11 protein-coding genes are annotated in these 17779 nt (G+C 69.4%); 3 read left to right on the top strand and 8 right to left on the bottom strand.

Going from position 1 to position 17779, the window contains the following annotated elements; all coding sequences use genetic code 11:
• Window positions 1–124: 124 nt before the first annotated feature.
• Entirely contained in the window at window positions 125–793 is a 669-nt protein-coding gene (locus GD1_RS11315; RefSeq protein WP_059037087.1) for a PaaI family thioesterase, read from the bottom strand.
• 126 nt (window positions 794–919) lie between these two features.
• Here GD1_RS11315 and GD1_RS11310 point away from each other — a divergent pair, with 126 nt between their 5' ends.
• The gene (locus GD1_RS11310) at window positions 920–1744 is read left to right on the top strand and encodes a crotonase/enoyl-CoA hydratase family protein (RefSeq protein ID WP_053776002.1); all 825 of its coding nucleotides are present in this window, start codon (window positions 920–922) and stop codon (window positions 1742–1744) included.
• Window positions 1745–1789: 45 nt separating this feature from the next.
• Here the strand turns inward: GD1_RS11310 and GD1_RS11305 are convergent, their stop codons facing one another.
• Window positions 1790–2263: a nitroreductase family deazaflavin-dependent oxidoreductase gene (locus GD1_RS11305; RefSeq protein ID WP_059037096.1), complete on the bottom strand. Its 474-nt coding sequence runs from the start codon at window positions 2261–2263 to the stop codon at window positions 1790–1792.
• 154 nt (window positions 2264–2417) lie between these two features.
• On the opposite strand from GD1_RS11305, the gene GD1_RS11300 reads away from it, so the two are divergent.
• Entirely contained in the window at window positions 2418–2909 is a 492-nt protein-coding gene (locus tag GD1_RS11300; RefSeq protein WP_059037095.1) for a hypothetical protein, read from the top strand.
• Here the strand turns inward: GD1_RS11300 and GD1_RS11295 are convergent.
• From GD1_RS11295 to htpG, 3 genes are all read right to left on the bottom strand, one after another.
• Window positions 2883–4775, bottom strand: coding sequence for an FUSC family protein (locus tag GD1_RS11295; RefSeq protein WP_059037086.1), 1893 nt, complete (start codon window positions 4773–4775; stop codon window positions 2883–2885). The two genes, GD1_RS11300 and GD1_RS11295, sit on opposite strands and share 27 nt — an antisense overlap.
• 180 nt (window positions 4776–4955) lie before the next feature.
• On the bottom strand, window positions 4956–5942 hold the full coding sequence (locus GD1_RS24695) for a hypothetical protein (protein ID WP_157079442.1): 987 nt from the start codon (window positions 5940–5942) through the stop codon (window positions 4956–4958).
• A 44-nt stretch (window positions 5943–5986) separates the two neighbouring features.
• Window positions 5987–7960, bottom strand: coding sequence for a molecular chaperone HtpG (gene htpG / locus GD1_RS11285; protein ID WP_174519042.1), 1974 nt, complete (start codon window positions 7958–7960; stop codon window positions 5987–5989).
• A 212-nt stretch (window positions 7961–8172) separates the two neighbouring features.
• Between htpG and GD1_RS11280 the strand changes: the two genes are divergently transcribed.
• The gene (locus tag GD1_RS11280) at window positions 8173–8925 is read left to right on the top strand and encodes a PIG-L deacetylase family protein (protein WP_059037083.1); all 753 of its coding nucleotides are present in this window, start codon (window positions 8173–8175) and stop codon (window positions 8923–8925) included.
• Between the two features lie 27 nt (window positions 8926–8952).
• Here GD1_RS11280 and recD read toward each other — a convergent pair whose 3' ends face one another.
• From recD to recC, 3 genes are read right to left on the bottom strand one after another with little or no spacing between them, the layout of a single operon-like run.
• Window positions 8953–10911, bottom strand: coding sequence for an exodeoxyribonuclease V subunit alpha (gene recD, locus GD1_RS11275; RefSeq protein WP_083534097.1), 1959 nt, complete (start codon window positions 10909–10911; stop codon window positions 8953–8955).
• Entirely contained in the window at window positions 10908–14327 is a 3420-nt protein-coding gene (locus tag GD1_RS11270; RefSeq protein WP_083534096.1) for a UvrD-helicase domain-containing protein, read from the bottom strand. Before GD1_RS11270 ends, recD begins: the two co-directional genes overlap by 4 nt.
• A complete protein-coding gene (gene recC, locus GD1_RS11265) occupies window positions 14324–17776 on the bottom strand; it encodes an exodeoxyribonuclease V subunit gamma (RefSeq protein ID WP_059037082.1) in 3453 nt (1150 codons plus the stop codon). The genes GD1_RS11270 and recC overlap by 4 nt, the downstream gene beginning before the upstream one ends.
• Between the last annotated feature and the right edge of the window lie 3 nt (window positions 17777–17779).

Genomic DNA, 17779 nt, shown 5'->3' with positions numbered 1-17779 from the left:
CACCAACAGCCGGTTGAAGATTGAGACTGGACACTGACTCGACACGTCGCTTCGCTCCTCATCGGCTCAACCACCAACGGCCGGTTGAAGATTGAGTAGGGATCGTCGCGTACCCCGCGAATGGTCAGCCGTCGGACAGGGCCTTGCGGATCTTGTCGGCCGCGCCGCTCTCGCGGGCCCAACGCGGCAGGATGAAGATCCCCTCGGCCTCGGCGGTGGTGCCCTCGGCGGTGCTGATTCGACCGACGGCGATCGACTTGACCCCCTCGACGCGATCGAGGCGCGCCTCGGCGCGCACCTTGCCGAGTTTGGTGCCCTGCCGGTACCGGATGGTGAGGGTGCCGGTCATCCCGGGTGCACCGGCATGCTCGGCGGCCGATCCCAGGATCTGGTCGAGGATCGCGGCCAGGATGCCGCCATGCACCAGACCGGCGGGACCCTCGTACGCCGGGCCCATCTCGAACTCCGCCCAGGCGAGGCCGTCGTCGTCGAAGACGACATCCAGCGGTGGTGCGATCGGGTTGCGAGTACCGATGACGGCATTGCCCCACGTGCGCTTGGTGCCGTCGGTGTTGAAACGCACGCCGAAGGAGTCGTCCGGCAGTTGGCGCGAGCGCAGGATCTCCGCCGCGGCCTCGATGTGTTCGATCGCGGTGGCCGCCGCCGATGCGTCGACCTCGGTGAGCACCGTGTCGGCGATCAGGGTGCGTACCGCCTCTGCGATGTCGGTGGCGACGGCAGTGCGTTCCTGCAGCTCCTGGGCCCCGATGTCCTCGGTGAAGTAACCGCTCATGGTTTCAGTGCTCCGCTCGTCGGGTGGGCCGGAATCGGTACCGCATCCCATCAGTTGTAACAGGCCGACCCCGGCCATACCCGGTCTCGCGTCCAGTTCTTCCTACCAGCGAGTAACCTCCCTCGTATGAGCGAACAGTGGAACGCATTCGACGTCACGGTCGACGACGGCATCGCCGAGGTGTCGCTGATCGGCCCCGGCAAGGGCAACGCCATGGGTCCCGACTTCTGGCGGGAACTGCCCGAATTGTTCAAGGGCCTCGACACCGACGATGCCGTGCGCGCGGTGATCCTGCGCGGCGCCGGCAAGCACTTCTCCTTCGGCCTGGACCTCGTGTCGATGGCCGGCGATCTCGCACCAGTCCTCGCCGACAACGCGAAGGCCAAGCCGCGCACCGAATTCCATGACATGGTGCGCAGCATGCAGGCGGCCATCACCGCTGTCGCCGACTGTCGCAAGCCGGTGATCGCGGCGATCAGCGGCTGGTGCATCGGCGGCGGCGTGGACCTGATCACCGCCGCCGACATCCGCTACGCGAGCGCCGACGCCCAGTTCAGCGTGCGTGAGGTGCGCGTGGCGATGGTTGCCGACGTGGGCAGCCTCGCCCGACTGCCCGGACTGATCGGCGACGGCCACCTGCGCGAGCTCGCCCTCACCGGCAAGGACATCGACGCCGCCCGCGCGGAGAAGATCGGCCTGGTCAACGACGTGTACGCCACCCCCGAGGAACTCCTCGAGGCCGCCCGCGCCACCGCACGCGAGATCGCCGACAACCCGCCGCTGGTGGTGCAGGGCATCAAGACGGTGCTCGACCACAGCCGCGCCCCGGCGCAGGCCGACAGCCTGCGCTACGTTGCCGCGTGGAACTCCGCCTTCCTGCCCAGCAACGACATCGGCGAGGCCGTGGCCGCCGTGTTCGAGAAGCGCAAGCCCAAGTTCAGCGGATCCTGACGCCCGGGAGCCGAGGGCCGCACGGCCCTCGGCTCTGTCAGATTGTCAGGGCACCGGCGTCAGTTCGAAGACCGGGATCGTCCGGTCCGTGCGGCGTTCGTACAGATCGAAGTTCGGCCACACCGACCGGAGGGTCTGCCAGGCCGCCGCGCGGTCCGCGTCGTGTAGTTCCCGCACCCGCACCGTGCGGGTCACCCCTTGGTCGATGATCGCGGCGGTGTCGGTGGCACGGAGGTTGAACACCCACTGCGGGGTGTTCGGCCCACCGAAATACGAGCCCGCGACCAGCCAGGAGCCGTCGTCACGCGGTACCGCGAGCAGTCGCGTCCGCCGCACCACACCGCTCTTGCGGCCGGCCACCACCACCGTCGTATTGGGCAGCCCCGCGATGTCGAGCAATCCGTAGCGCTCCCGGGTGATCTTGCGGATCGCGTTGTCACACTGGACGATCCGCGGAAGGTACTTCGGCAGCCACGCGATCGAACCGACCCGGATCGCAACGGGGGTGAGCAGACCCATACCGACCAGTCTGTCATGCCGGTCCGTCATGCCTCAGATGTGGCACAGGTCCGACCGTCGATACTCCCCGGGTCGCCGTGACCTGTCAACGGCGCCCTCCACAGGTGTGGAGCAACGATCGCCGGTCGCGGTGGTACGGCCGCACGATCGGTGCATGACACCACATCACGTCCCCGCCCACCACATCCCGCCGGCCGAACCCATCCCGCACATCGACACCGCCCGCCTGCCCTTCGACGGAGCCGACGAACTCCGGCAGCGATGGCGCGCGCTGATGGGCCCGCTCGGCTTCTCCGAGTCGCTGCTCTGGTTCGTGTTCGTCCTCGACGACCGCGAGTTCATGCAGACGATCAACCAGATACCGCTGCCGACCACACCCAACGTCCACCTGATCGACGGTCTGATGGCGGAATTCGCGCGGGCGACCGAGCAGTTCACACGGGTCAGCGTCGCATGCCTGTACACACGACCCGGTTCCGACGGCATCACCGCGCGTGACCGTGGATGGGCGCAGGTGATCACCGACGGCGCGGCCAGGCACCACGTACCGATCCATCCGTTGTTCCGGGCCAACGATCTCGCGCTGGTCCCGTTGGGTCCCGACTCCGGGATCGAGTCGTCAGGTCCGTTCGAGCAGGCCTCGTAACCGGGACAGTTCGTCGTCGATCTCGTTCAGTTCCGAACCCCGATCCACCGAACCCGCGGCATCCGAATCCCGATCACAGGTCACGTCGAGTCCGTCACCGGAACCCAGTCCGACGATCCGTTCGGCGAGCACGGCAGCACGGTCGGCATCGGGCGGGTAAGTCCCCGCCAGTCGTTGCCCGGCGTACACGGTTACCGCATCGGCAAGCCGGCCGGTGGCCGTGGCCACCGGAATCCACGCCATCGCAGTGGTTCCGGCCGGTGGCGGCTCGGCCGATGCCCGCTGCATCCGGGTCTGCAGATCCGACAGCGCCCGGTACGCGTCACGACGCGCGGCCACGAGTTCGTCATGCCGTCGACGCGCGGCGCCCGCATCTTCGGGAACCGCCGTGGCAGCAATCCGAAGATGTGTTGCGATGCACGACATCGCGGTGGCAAAGGTCTCGGCGACCCAGGCTCGGCGTGAATGCGGCCAGATCAGATAGCCGAAAACGATCACCACGAGACCGCCCACAACGGTGGCGCCGATGCGCTGCCAGCTGTCGTTCGCCGAACTGTCGCCGGGGCTGATCACGTCGACGAGCAAGATGACCACCGGCGCGATCGCGACCGCCTGGAGCGCATACGACCGCATCATGAACCATGGCACGCACGCCGACAGCAGCCCGATCGCGACGCCGATTTCCCACCCCTTCGGCACCAGCAGGATCACCCCCGTGGCGATCGCGACGCCGATCACCGTTCCGACGACCCGCAGGATGGCCCTGTCGAACACCGATCCGAAATCCGGCTTCATCACCAGACAGACGGTGAGCGGGACCCAGAACCAGTGGCTGAACGGAAAATACGCCTTGGCGCCCACCGCGATCCCAAAGCAGAGGGACAACCGCACGGCCGCGAAAACGACCTCGGAGCCGATGGCATGGAAGGTGAACCCGCGACGGGGCGCCAGAACCGAGCGATGCGTACCACCCAGCGCATGATCGAGGGCACGGACTCGTCGGCAGAGTGGGGACGTCGAGGTCTGCACCACCGTAGGTGGTGGTGTCGGCTCCTTCTGCCGTCGGCCAACCGATCCGGCCAAATCGGTGAGATGCCCGCCGACGGCCGCCAGCTCCGAGGTGTCGGTCGAGGCCAGCACCAGCGCCTGCACGCGATCGGCGGCACCCACGACATCGGCGTCGAGCGACCAGTCGCCTGCCGATCCCATCCGGTGGACGCGGACCTCGGAGACCCGGCCGGCGGCGTTGCGGTGGGCGGTTGTCGCGGCGATCCGGGCCCGCCCCGTCCGATCGCTCCCATTCCGATCCTCGGGGTCGGCGAGGTCGGCAATCCGCGCGGTGGCCAGATCGGCCAGCGACTGCAGCAGCGCGACCAACACGATCCGTTGCGGCCGACGCGGTTCGACGAGCATCTCGATCGCGAGCAGCGCGGCATACAGCGCGCCGCCGACCAAGTACAGCCAGATCGGGGTCCACCAGTCGATGCCGTCGACACCGATCGCGATGGACGCAACCAACAAGAACTGCATCCCCGCGACGGAGAACTCCGGCCCGAATCCGGCGATCAGTCCCGCAAGCAGGGCGACGGCCGCCATCACCGGGATCAACGCGGCCAGCGGGATGTTCTGCACGAACCCGAGGAGGTAACCGCACGCCGCTATCGGCGTGGAGATCGCAATGATCCGGAAGTTCAGCCGGTACGTGCCCTCGCGTTCACCGGCGGCGAGCAACAACGTGGCCAGTCCGATCCACATACCGATGAGCACATGGCCGGTCAACGACCCGATGACGAACGGTCCGCCGACGGCGATGCCGGATCGGATCGAGTGGCCGATCGGGATCGCCGCGGGCTCGATCCGCATCATCTCGCCGAGCCACGATGCCGGCCGAACCAGGCCGTGCGATACCGCCGACCCACGAGCAGTACGGCCTGCCGAGGTTCCCTCCGTCGGGTTCCGATCCGGCGGGGTCCGGTCAAAGGGTCCTCGATCCAGCACTTCGTCTCCCACGAGTCGGCCGACCACGGAATGTGTCTGATCGTGAATCTAGCGCACGGAGGCGGTGAACCGCGGATCCGGCCGCGCCCTGAGATCGACCGTGCCGTCCACGATCTGGTCGACGGTCGCCGAATGGTCACCGCCGTAGGTGGCCGCATACTCGGCAGTCCAGGTGACGCTGCCGAACACCGGCACCCGTAACGGCGTGGGCTTGTCGATCTCGATCAGCAGCTCGTCGAGATCATCGGGAGGAGTCCATTGCACGGAATCGGTTGTGGCCGAACGGAACAGACGTTGAGTACAGCCGGGCCGATCGGTGGAGGCGTCGGCTTGCCGCGACCGGGCGCACTCGGCGAAATAGGCGGTCAACGCGTCGTCGACGGCGTGCGTGCCGGCGTCGGTCAGGCTCACCGCCAGATCCGGGGTGGGCGATACGGACCCGACACCGCCTCTCGCCTGACCACCGGAGTCGGCGATCGCGAGATAGCGGGTGCCGCTCCCCCACACCAGCGGGCCGCCGAAGATGTGGGCGGTGCGGATTCCGGTGGTGGCGTGACCGAGCAGGGACAGACCGGCGAGTGCGCGTTGGGTGTCCTGCGGGATGGTGACCGGGATGACCGCACCGTCGATCACCCAGCGTCCGGGAGCCCCGGACAGGCGGTAGGTCACCTCGACCGGCTCGGTACCCGAGCGGAATCGAGCGGTCACCGCGATCGGCCCGCCCGACTCGGCGCCACCGGCTCCGGTGGTGTCGGGGCCGGTGGTGTCGGGGCCGGGTGTGACCACCTCGATCGCGGTGATCGGTGCGGCCCGACGCTGGACGGCGATCGCGGTGTCGGACAGGAACGCCGTCGAGGGCGGTGTGACGATCAGCTGTCGGGCCCGGGTGCCGTCGGCGTCGGCGAGTGCATGCAGGAAGGTTCGGACCGTGTTCTGCGGGGTGTCACGGGAATCGTCGGACCCCGAGGGCCAGAACACGATGGTCCCGATCACCGCGACCAGCACAAGGGTGACGAAGACGGCGGCACCCGCCACCACTCGGTTGACGGATGGGGACGGGCGCCGCCGCTCGGGAACGGTCACTCCGCGGCGGCGGTCCCACCCAGCGACGAGGTCAGCTCGTCGGCGAGCAGCCGGGCGAACCCGGCCGGGTCGTCGAGTTCGCCGCCCTCGGCGATCAGCGCCATGCCGTGCACCAGCTTGGCCGTCGGCACCAGCGGCGTGTGGTCGTCGGCGGCCGCGAACGCCTTGTTCAGCCCGGCGACCAGCGGGTGGTTCGGGTTGAGTTCCAGGGTGCGCTTGGACTTGGGCAGTTCCTGACCCGAGGCCCGGTACAGCTTCTCCAGCTGTGGCGACATCGAGAAGTCGTCGCCGACGAGGCAGGCCGCGGACTCGGTGAGCCGCTTGGACAGCCGCGCTTCGGTGATGTCGTCGCCGAGTGCCTCACCGAGCCACCCCAGCAGACCCTCGAACTCCTCGGCCTGGGCCTGGTCCTCGGCGTCGTCGGCGGTCTCGGCATCGTCGAGCTCGTCCAGGTCGACCGATCCCTTGGCGATCGACCGGAACGCCTTGCCCTCGAACTCCAGACCCGAGGTCACCCACATCTCGTCGACCGGGTCGGACAGGATCAGGACCTCGATCCCCTTGGCGCGGAACGCCTCGAGATGCGGCGAGTTCTCGATCTGCTGCCGCGACTCGCCGGTCATGTAGTAGATCGAGTCCTGCTTCTCCGGCATCCGGCCGACATAGTCGGCGAGGGTGACCAGATCGGTCTCGCTCTGGGTCGACGAGAACGACGACGCCTTGAGCACCGCGTCGCGGTTGTCGAAGTCGTTGACCAGGCCTTCCTTGAACACCCGCCCGAAGGTCGACCAGAAGGTCTGGTAGTCCTCGGCCCGCGAGCCGCGCATCTCGGTGATCGTGGAGATGACCTTCTTGGTGAGGCGGCGGCGGATCGCGCGGATCTGCCGGTCCTGCTGCAGGATCTCACGGGAGACGTTGAGCGAGAGGTCGGCGGCGTCGACCACACCCTTGACGAAGCGCAGGTACTCGGGCATGAGTTCCTCGCAGTCGTCCATGATGAACACGCGCTTGACGTAGAGGTGGATACCGGAGTTGTGCTCCCGCATGAACAGGTCGAACGGCGCCTGGGTGGGGATGAACAGCAGCGCCTGGTACTCGAAGGTGCCCTCGGCCTTGAGGGTGATGATCTCCAGCGGCTTGTCCCAGGCGTGCCCGACGTGGCGGTAGAACTCCTCGTACTCCTCGTCGGAGACCTCGTCGCGGGACCGGGCCCACAGCGCCTTCATCGAGTTGACGGTCTCGGTCTCGACGGTGGTGACGGTGGTCGGCTCACCGCCCTCCTCCTCGGCCGGGGTGGTGGTGGTCTTCTCCACGTCCATCCGGATCGGCCAGCCGATGAAGTCCGAGTACTTCTTCACCAGCGAGCGCAGCGTCGCCGGGTCGGTGTAGTCGTGCAGATGGTTCTCGGTGTCGACCGGCTTGAGGGTCAGGATCACCGAGGTGCCCTGCGGGGCGTCGTCGACGTCGGCGATGGTGTAGGTGCCGTCGCCGGTGGAGCTCCAGCGGGTACCGGTCTGCTCGCCGGCCTTGCGGGTGATCAGGGTGACGGTGTCGGCGACCATGAACGTCGAGTAGAAACCGATACCGAACTGCCCGATGAGCTCCTCGGTGGTCGAGGAGTCCTTGGCCTCGGCGAGCTTCTTGCGCAGCTCGGCGGTACCCGACTTGGCCACGGTGCCGATCAGGTCGACGACGTCCTCACGCGACATGCCGATTCCGTTGTCGCGCACGACGAGTGTGCGGGCGTCGCCGTCGGTCTCGGTGTCGAGGGTGATGTGCAGATCCGAGGTGTCGACGTCGAGATCCTTGTCCAGCAACGACTCCAACCGCAGTTTGTCGAGCGCGTCGGAGGCATTCGAGATCAACTCGCGCAGGAAGCTGTCCTTGTTGGAGTAGATCGAATGGACCATCAGATCCAGCAGCTGCCGGGTCTCGGCCTGAAATTCCCTGACTTCGGATTCGGTACTCATCGGCGACCTCCACAATGATCACTGATCGGCTACGACTCGACCTGCGCCGCCCGGTCCACACGACCGCGGGCCGCGGGCCGGCGGCACAGATTCTGACGGCCCGAATTCTATCCAGGCGCACCCAGTAGGCTGGAACAGGGTGCCGCTCCCGAGTACGACCGACCACCGGGCACCGGGCACCGGACACCGGGAAACAGGAGGACGTCGGGCCGATGACAGTCCCGCGCTTGATGTGTGTGCATGCCCATCCCGACGACGAGTCACTGTGGACCGGCGGGACCATCGCCCGGCATGTGGCGCTCGGTGGCGACGTGACGGTGGTGACCACGACCTGGGTGCCGGGAACCTCACGGCACGGGGAACTGTGTCAGGCCCTCGGCGAGCTCGGGGTGACCCGCGAGCCGATCATGCTGGGATATGCCGACGAGGGGGTACCGCTCTCGGCGCCGAACAGCCCGCGATTCTGCGACGGCCGATTCGACAAGCAGGTCCGCGAACTGGTCACGCACATCCGGCGGTTCAAGCCGGAGATCATCGTCACCTACGACCCGGCCGGCATCTACGGCCACCGCGACCACGTGCACACCAACCGGCTGGCATGTGCGGCCGCCGACGCCGCGGCGATCCCGATGTTGCACCGCAGCACCGGTCCGGCCTGGCGGGTGCGGTCGCTGTATCTGTCGACCATTCCGGAGTGGATGATCGAGGACGTCGCCGACGACTTCTTCCCCAACATCTCCCGCTATGCGCTGCCGGGTACGCCGACGGCGCTGGTGGATCTGAGTCTCGATGTCTCGGAGTGGATTCCGCAGAAGACCAAGGCGATCCTGTCGCACCGCAGCGAAGTGGAACGCAGCTACATGATCTCGTCGCTGATGAAGCTGCCCGAACCCCGCCTGAGCCGGCTGCTGGGCACCGAGTGCTACATCCGCCGCGACCTCGTGCCCGGCGGCAGCGACCTGTAGTCCGGGTCCGGTGTGGACCGGACCGCGTCAGCGCTCGTACGGGGCATCGGGATAGGGGTGCAGTTCCGAGCGCAGTCCGCTGGCGCGATGGACACGACGTTCCACCGCCGCCTGCAGGCTCTCCGGCGTCCCGACGATGCGCACCCGCGACTTGGCGCGGGTGATCGCGGTGTAGAGGAGTTCTCTGGTCAGCAAGGGTGAGTCGGCCGGCGGCAGCACCACCGTCACCGCCCCGAACTGGCTGCCCTGACTGCGGTGGATGGTCATCGCGTAGGCCCACATCGTCTCGGCCAGCCGGGCCGGCGACACCTGGACCGGATCACTGAACTCGCTGCGCCGGAACGCCACCGACAGGCTCGGCTCACCGTCGTCGTCGAGGCGTCGGATCACCACACCGCAGTCGCCGTTGAAGACCTTGTTCTGGCGGTCGTTGGCGGTCACCAGGATCGGGGTCCCCGGCTCCCAGCGGATCATGTCCGGCGACACCGGCGGATGGCCCGGGACCTCCGAGAGCCACTCCATGATCTGACGGGACCAGCCCTGCACACCCCAGCTGCCCTCGCGGTGGGCACACAGCACGCGGTGCCCGTCGAGGGCGTCGAGGGCGTCGACCGCCGATCCGGTGCGGCCCGCCTCCCACAGCGCGCGTCCCCAGGCCACCACGTCGCGGGCGATCGCCGGATCACCGGGTTCGACCAGTTCGACGTCGTCGACCTCCGGTGATGCCAGTAGTTCCAGCACGGCGTCGGCGTCACCGCTGTTCACCGCGCTCGCGATGTCGGCGATACCGCCCCGGTTGCGGTAGTTGCGGGTCAGCGCGACGATCCCGTCACCGAGTCGCGGCAGCTCCGGTCCGGACAGCTCCGCGGTCGCCAGATCGGCGAGGTCGGTGCCCGGCATCGAACCGCTCGCCGCGCGCTCGACGAGGTCGGCGAGCACCGCACCGGCCTCCACCGACGCCAGCTGATGCGGGTCGCCGACGAAGATCAGGCGGGCATCCGGGCGGATCGCCTCCAGCAGGTGACTCATCGCGGTGATCGACAGCATCGACGTCTCGTCGACCACCACGACGTCGTGCGGCAGCAGATTCCCGCTCCGATAGCGCGGGGCCGACCCCGGTCGCCAGCCGAGCAGCCCATGCACGGTGACCGCATGCACCGTCGGGGTGTGGGTGTCGGGGATGTCGGTGTCGGGGGATGCGGCGGCCCGCCGCATGCCGTCCAGGGACGCCTGCAGCTGGGCGACGGCACGCCCGGTGGGCGCACACACCGCCACATGCGCCGGTCCCCCGGCGATCTGCTCGAGGACCGACAGGATGCGGGCGACGGTGTAGGTCTTGCCGGTCCCGGGCCCGCCGGTCAGCACCGAGGTCCATCGGGATGCGGCCACCGCGGCGGCGAGGCGTTGGCGCGGTGAGGCATCCGGGCTGGCGGCGAAGGCGGCGTCCACCGCGGCGCGCACGGCGTCGGCGTCGACGTCGGGGCGGCGTGCGCTGCGCTCGGCGAGGATGGTGCGGATCACCTGCTCCTGCTGGAAATACTTGCGCAGGTAGAGAAGTGGGCCGTCGTCGGAGTCCATCACCACCAGTGGCCGCAACGCTCCGCCGCTGGCGCCGACGATCAGCGGACCGGCCCGCAGCGCGGTGAGCATCGCCTCGGTACTCGGCAGTGCCAGCACCGGTTCACCGTTCTCGTCGGCGGGTACGGCGATGTCGGCGAGGGCCAGACAGGTGGAGCCCTGCCGGACCGCGCGGACCGCGAGCGCGGTGGCGAGCTGTTCGATCTCGCCGACCCGGTCGCCCGACATCCGTACCAGCCGGCCGGTGATGTGGATGTCGGCGGCGTCGAGGACCCCGACGCGATTGGCCTCGCGCAGCAGACCGGCGGCCGAGTGCACCTGCATGCCGTTGCGGTCGTCGGTCACCGCAGGCGCGTCGCCGGCTGCGGAGGTGCCGGAACCGGCAGGTGCGTCATGTGTGGTGCTCATCGGTCTCCCCCGGCCAGCAGATCCGACAGCGTGGTGACCAGCTCGGCCGGTACATGCCACTCGAACACCCCGCATCCCGGTGGGGTGTCGGGTCCGGCCATGCCGCGGACGAAGTGATACTGCACCGGCCCGAGATGGGTGGCCGGATGGTAGCCGGGTAGGCGCCAGCGCAGGTACCGGTGCAGCGCAACCGAATACAGCAACGCCTGCAACGGATAGTGCGATCGGATCATCTCGGCGGCCATGGCGGCGGTGGAGAAGTCGTCGACGGCGAGTTCCCCGGGGTGCAGCCGGTTGGTCTTGTAGTCGACCACCACGAACCTCCCGTCCGGGGTGCGCAGCACCGAATCGATACTGCCGGTGAGGAATCCGCGCAGTTGCTGATCGGGGACGGTGCGCAGGACGTCGGCGTAGCCGGCCAGCGGGTCGTCGGCGGGCAGGAGCCGATCGAGATGTCCGGCGATCGCCGCGAGGGTGGCACCGTTGCCGTGCCCGTCACCGAGGGGTAGCTCGAAATCCAACTCGGCCAGGCGGTCCCGCGGTCCGATCCCCCACAGGTCACCGAAACCCAGCGGGGTGGTCAGCACACCGTCGAGGGCTGCGGTGAGCGCGTCGATGTCCACCGGCGAGGCGTAGCGGGCGGCCGATTCGACACACAGCTCGCGGATGTGTGCGGTGCGATCGGGTTGTGCGGTGTCGACGTATTCGAGCACCTCGTGCACCAGGGTGCCGAAGGCCGCACCGAACGGCATCCCGTTCATGGGTGACGGGCGTCGGCCGTCGATGCCCGCGACCGCGTCGACGGGCTCACCGCCGTGGTCGACCGGCTCGTCGGCGACCGTCTCGGACTCGGATTCACTGCCTGCCGACGGTTCGGCGTGACCGTGCCCGGCGTCGGCGACGATCGCCGAGTAGGACGTGCGCCGCCACCCGCGGTCGATGGTGCCGGTGAACGATGCGGCGGCCAGTTCGATCTCGTCCGAGCCGGTCTCGGCGGCCGACCGGCGGGGCGGGGTGAGGCCACCGGCCGATTCGACGCTGATCGTGTCGGTCCCCGCGGCGAACTGCTGTAGCCGGGTGGCGCACTCGTCGGGCGCGGGTACCGGCACCTTCTCGGGCAGGTCGGTACCCATCGGCAGGAATCCGACCGTCTGGCGGGCGAACAGCAGCCGGTGCAGCGACGACTCGGCCGTGCCGTACGACGGCGCCCACCACATCACCACCTGTGAGGCGGCGCGGGTGAGTGCCACGTAGAACTTGCGGAGGTCCTCGCCGGCGTCCTCGGAGATACTGCGCGACAGCCGTTCTCCCCGACCGGTCGATCCCTGACCGCCGACGTCGAGATGCCGGCGGCCCTCGTCGTCGTGGTAGTGGAAGGTGGGTGGCTGCCGATAGCGCGACCCGTCCCAGCCGAACGGGACATAGACGATCGGGAACTGCAGCCCCTTGCTGGCGTGCACGGTCATGATCTGCACGACGTGGGTGTCGCGGTCGAGGCGCCGGGTCTGTTCCTCCGAGCGGCGCCACCGGGAGACGTCGGCGATCCGGTCGGCGAGCCACTCCTGCAGTGAGGTGAGGCCGCAATCCTGTTCCACCACATGGCGATTGCAGACCGTCGACACCTGCATCAGGTCGGTCAGGGTGCGTTCGCCGTCGTCGGTGGCCAGGACCCGGGCGGCGACCCCGCCGCGGGCGAGCACCTGCCCGGCCATCGCGGCGAAGCCGCCGTCGGTGAACACCCGGGCGAGATCGGCGAGGTCGGCGGCCAGTGCGGTCAGCCGGTCGTCACCGGCCGAGGCGACCTCGGCCGGCGTCCACCCGATCAGCGGGGTGAGGGCGGCCAGCGCGACCCGGTCGGCGCGTGAGGGTTGTTCGACGGCCCGGAGCAGCCACAGCCAGTGCAGGGCGCTCATCGTGCTGAACACGCTGGTGCCGGTGCCGACCACCGATCCGATGCCGTGCCCGGCCAGGGCGCGTTGCAGGGGTTCGATGGTCTTGTTGGCCGACACCAGGATCGCGATGTCGCCGGGGTGCACCGGCCGCGGACCGTCCACCGAGTCCAGGCGTGCGTCGGAGGCCAGCAGGGCGGCGATGTCGGCGGCGACGTCGGCGATCACCCGGTCGCGGACCGGCCCGATCGAGGCGAACTCGCCCCTCCCCGACCGCACCGGGAAGTCGTCGTGGGTGAACCACCGCAACCGCAGTGCCGGCGCGCCGGTCAGGCGGCTGCCGGTCCGGCCCGCCTTGACCTCGTGCACGGTGATGTCGGCATGGCCCAGGTTGGCACCGCCGTACACCCGGAACAGCGCCTTGACCAGCTCTTCGTCGGAGCGCCAGTTGGTGTCGAGGGCGAGCAGGTGGTCGGCGACCCGCACCGCCTGCAGGTAGCTGAGCACCTCGGCACCACGAAAGGCATAGATCGACTGCTTCGGGTCACCGACCAGCACCAGCCGCACACGACGGGCGGTGCGCTCGGTTCCGGGGCCGGTTCCGACGTCGTGGAAGCAGCGGCGCAGGATCTCCCACTGATAGGGATCGGTGTCCTGGAACTCGTCGACGAGCACCAGGTCGAAGGCGTCGCGGATCCGGGCGCAGGCCTCGGCGCCGATGGTCGGGTCGGTGACGATACCGTGCAGGATCGTCTGCAGGTCGTCGTAGGTGCGCAGGCGCAAGACACGTTTGCGTCGCTCGACGATCTCACGCACCTTGGCGCTGAACCGGACCCGTCGGGTCGCGACGGTGTCGGCGGCACCGTTGCCGGTACCCGGCGCCGGGGCGAGGATCGCGCCGGGACTGCGCACCGACTCCTTGGCGATGGTCACCGCATCGCCGAAGCCGAACGCCGGCTCCTCGGCGTCGCGCGCGAATCCCCGTAGATAGAGGTCGAGTGCGGCCTCTTCCACGAGATCGTCGACGTCCTCCACGATCTCGTGCACGAGTTCCCGCTCGCCGAGGAAGCCCAGCGCCTCGAGCATGCGGTTGCAGAAGGTGTGGGTGGTGGCGATGGTGGACGCATCGAAGTCCGAGAGTGCCCGCGTGAGTCGGTCACGGCGCGTGGCGATCTCCGCCTCCCCGCCGGTCCTCAGCACGCGGAGCAACACATCGTCGCCGCTCGGCTCATCGGTGTCGAGCGCGCGGACGAGACCGGCGAGCCGGGCACGCATCCGATCGCGCAGCTCGGCGGTGGCCGACCGGCTGAAGGTGACCAGGAGCAGTTTGTCGATCGGGATGCCCTCGGCGATCTGACGTGCGGCGATCCCGACGATCGCGTACGTCTTGCCGGTTCCGGCGCTCGCCTCGAGCACGGTGGTGCCGTCACCGAGGTCGGCGGACAGGTCGAACGGACGCGGTACCCCGGGGGCGGCGGCCGTCTCGGCGGCCCCGGTGGAGTCGGTACGGGCAGGAGACGTGGTCATCGGGGCGTCACCTCATGTTCCACGATCGGCGTCCAGAGACGTTGCGCCAGGGCACCGAACAGCTTCTCCCCGACCTGCAGACCCATTGTGGCCCAGGGGGACTCGTCGGTGACCGTCGCCACGGTGACGGCGTCGAAGCCGACCGGGGCGGTGACGTCGTTGCCGAAGACGTATCGGATGTAGGGGTCGGTGGTGTCGCCGTACATGTTGTCGAACCGCTGGGCCGCCGCCCGCAGCGCGATGGACGGGGAGCTGCCGTCGGCCAGCCTGCTCCCGTAGACCTCGCCGGCGTCGAGCGGCAACGGCAGGACCTCGAGCAGACCGAGCCGGCGGATCTCGACGAGGTCGGCGAGCAATGTCATGGCGTCATCGGGTGCCCGCAGGTGCACCGACGACACGCCCGGCGCCCTCTGCGGGGCGCGACCCACGACGATCCCCGCGGTCGGGACCGGCCCGGCAGCCGCACCCGACTGCGCCGCGGCGGTCAGGGCGAGCAGGCGGATCCACAGGGCCAGGCGCTGTTTGGGCCGGATCTTGGAATAGGTCGCCTCGACGACGGAGGTGCCGAAGACGTCACCGACGCTGCCGTGCAGGCGTCGTCCGCCGGGCAGTTCGAGGACGAAGTCGCGGGTCGCACCGGCGTCCCGACGCAGGGATGCCGCGGTGGATCCGACCGCGCGGACCTGCCCGGAGATGCGTTCGAGATCACGGCGGCCGAACTCGGCGGGCGGCAGCGTCCCGCGGCGCAGCTCGGCCATCAGGCAGTCCCGCAGGTCGGCCCCGGCGAGGGTCCGGTGCAGCAGCCGGTTGCCGATCGCCCACTCGGCGAGTCCACCGAGGGTGACGTCGAGACCGTCCTCGTCGGCGGTCTCGTCGTCGGGCATGCGGGCACCGAGTCGTTGGCGGACGAAGCCCTCGATCGGGTTGGTGAAGAACGAGATCAGCGATGTGAGCTCGATGTCGGTGTCGGGATCGGCACCCGGATCTGCGGCGCCGGGGGATGTCGCGGGTGCGATCACCGCGTCGGCGATCCGGACGGCCGGGGTCTGTGGTCCGCGCAGGGCACGGGCACCGTCGAGGAGTCCGGTGTCGAACCCGAACGGTCCGGCGATGCCGGCGACCGCACCCGGGACGAAGTTGCGTGTGTCGAAGCCGTGCAGGGTGTGCCGGATGATCACCTCGTCGGCATCGGTGGCGCGCAGCGCGGCCAGGGTGTCGGCGAGTTCGCTCACCACCACCGCGGGCGGGACGGGCGTACCACTGACCGGGTCGGCTCCGGTGTAACACACGAGCAGGTGCTCCTCGGCCGCCATGATCGCGTCGAGGAACAGCTGGCGGTCCTCGTCGCGCGGATTGCGTTCACCGACAAGCGGGACCCGACCGAGGACGTCATCACCGTCGACACGCAGTGCACGCGGGAACGACTCGGCGTCGATGCCGAGCAGGACCACCACCCGGTGCGGCACCGAGCGCATCGGGACCAGGGTGCACACGGTGAGCTCGCCGGTGCGGAAGTTGGCGCGGGTCGGTCGGCCGGCGATCATCAGGGCGACCAGGTCACGAACGTCGGAGAGCCGTAGCGGCCGGGTGGGGTCGCCGGAGCCGAGTGCCTCGGTGATCATCCGGACGGTCTGGGCGACCTGCCATTCGTCGCCGGTCGCGGTGTCGACGAGGTCGTCGACGATGCCGATGAGGGTCTGGGCCCAGACGGTGGCCGGATGGGTTCCGGTCAGCCGGGTGAGCAGGTCGCCGAGCCGGTCGACGAATTCCATCAGACGTCCGGCGAGGTCGATCTGGGTGCTCTCCAGTCCCTCGATCGGCAGGGCGGTGCCCAGCCATTCGCCGTCGTCCTCCTCGGCGACGGCACCGAGTGCGATGCGGTCGAGGCCGGCGTCGAAGGTACCCTGCGCGAATCCGGCGAGCTCGAACCGGGACCGTTGGGTGTCGTCGATCCCCCAACGGATTCCGCTGCGCGACAGCCATTCCCGAATCCACTCGAGATCGTCGTCGGACATCGCGAAGCGGTACCGAACCGGCGGCCGGGACAGCAGGTCGGCCACCTCGCTCGCGGTGACACGGCCGACGGCGAGTTCGACGACGGTGGCGACGACGTCGAGGACGGGGTTGACGTGACGGAGTCCGCGGTCGGCCAGACGTACCCGCAGCCGGGCGGCGGGGTGGTCGAGCCCGGACTGGCCGAACGACCCGCGGATGAGCGGGGCGAAGGTCTCGACGTCCGGGCACATGACGATCACGTCGCGGGGCGCCAGCGTGGGGTCGGCGTCGAACAGGTGCAGCAGCCGGTCGCGTAAGACCTCGACCTGCCGTTCCGGGCCGTGGCAGGCATGGATCTCCACCGAGGTGTCGGCTGCGGCCGGTGCCGGCCGGTCACGGGGTGCGGTGTCGTCGCGGATGCCGCGCTGTACGCGCTGCAGAAGCGTCGGCGTGTCGGTCGGGGTGCTCGCCGCCCCCTCGTGGTGGAGGTCGGCGTGGACCATCGGCTGCAGGTTGATCTGCAGTTCGCGGATGTCGTGGGACAGGCCCGCCAGCAAGGGATTCCGCAACGCGGGTGCGGTGTGCGCAGCCCGGCGGGGGTCGGCGGGGTGAGTGGATCCGGCCAGTACGTCCCACAACGCCGGCGAGGCATGCGGGATGAACAGGTGCACGTCGCGGTGGGTGGACACCGCCGCGGCCACCCGCCGGAACGACTCGGTCAGACGGGTCGGACCGAAGACCGCCGAGCGGGGCGGAAGGTCGATCACATCGGCGTCGGCGCGCAGTCGCGCGCAGACGTCGTCGAGTGCCTCCACCGGATGCGGTACCCCGATCCGCGCACGGACCTCACGCCAGACCAGCGGCTGCCAGGCCATGTCGGCGGGCAGGGCACCCCCGGCACCGTCCCCCTCGTCGCCGCGTGCCCACCCGGTGAGCATTCCCGGCCGCTGCCGGGCATACCGCTCGAAGAGATCGGCGATATGGCGTGCCGTGGCGTACCGGCGACCGGCACGCAGATCATCGGCCGCGCCGGTCGCGGGTGTCGCGGACCCGCCGGGATCGGCGCCCCCGACACCGATGTGGCGGGCCAGCATGCGCAGCGCCGGGTGGGTGATCAGCTCGTCCAGCACGGCGAGCACCGACCACACCAATGCGTTTGCACCCCACGCCGATGCGCGGTCGGCGGCATATCCGGGATCGGCGGCGAGCACCTGCTCGACGACACGATCGGTCACCGCCGCGGGCGACGAGAAGTCGATGTTGGCGGCGATGCCGTCACCGCCGGGTCCGGCACCGAGCCGGGTCGCGAGCCGCTGCTGCAGCCAGCGCTCCACCCCACGGGCGGGGACCGCGACGATCTCGGTGGCCAGCGGGTCGTCGAGCGGCACGAGCAGGATGTCGCCGAGGGCGTCGGCGAGGGTGTCGGTCCGCTCGGCGCGGTGCAGGACGAACATCGG

This window comes from Gordonia desulfuricans NBRC 100010 (genome assembly GCF_001485495.1).
Taxonomy (GTDB): Bacteria; Actinomycetota; Actinomycetes; order Mycobacteriales; family Mycobacteriaceae; genus Gordonia; species Gordonia desulfuricans.
The sequence above is the reverse complement of the archived record's forward strand: the minus strand, read 5'-3'. Positions and strand labels throughout refer to the sequence as shown.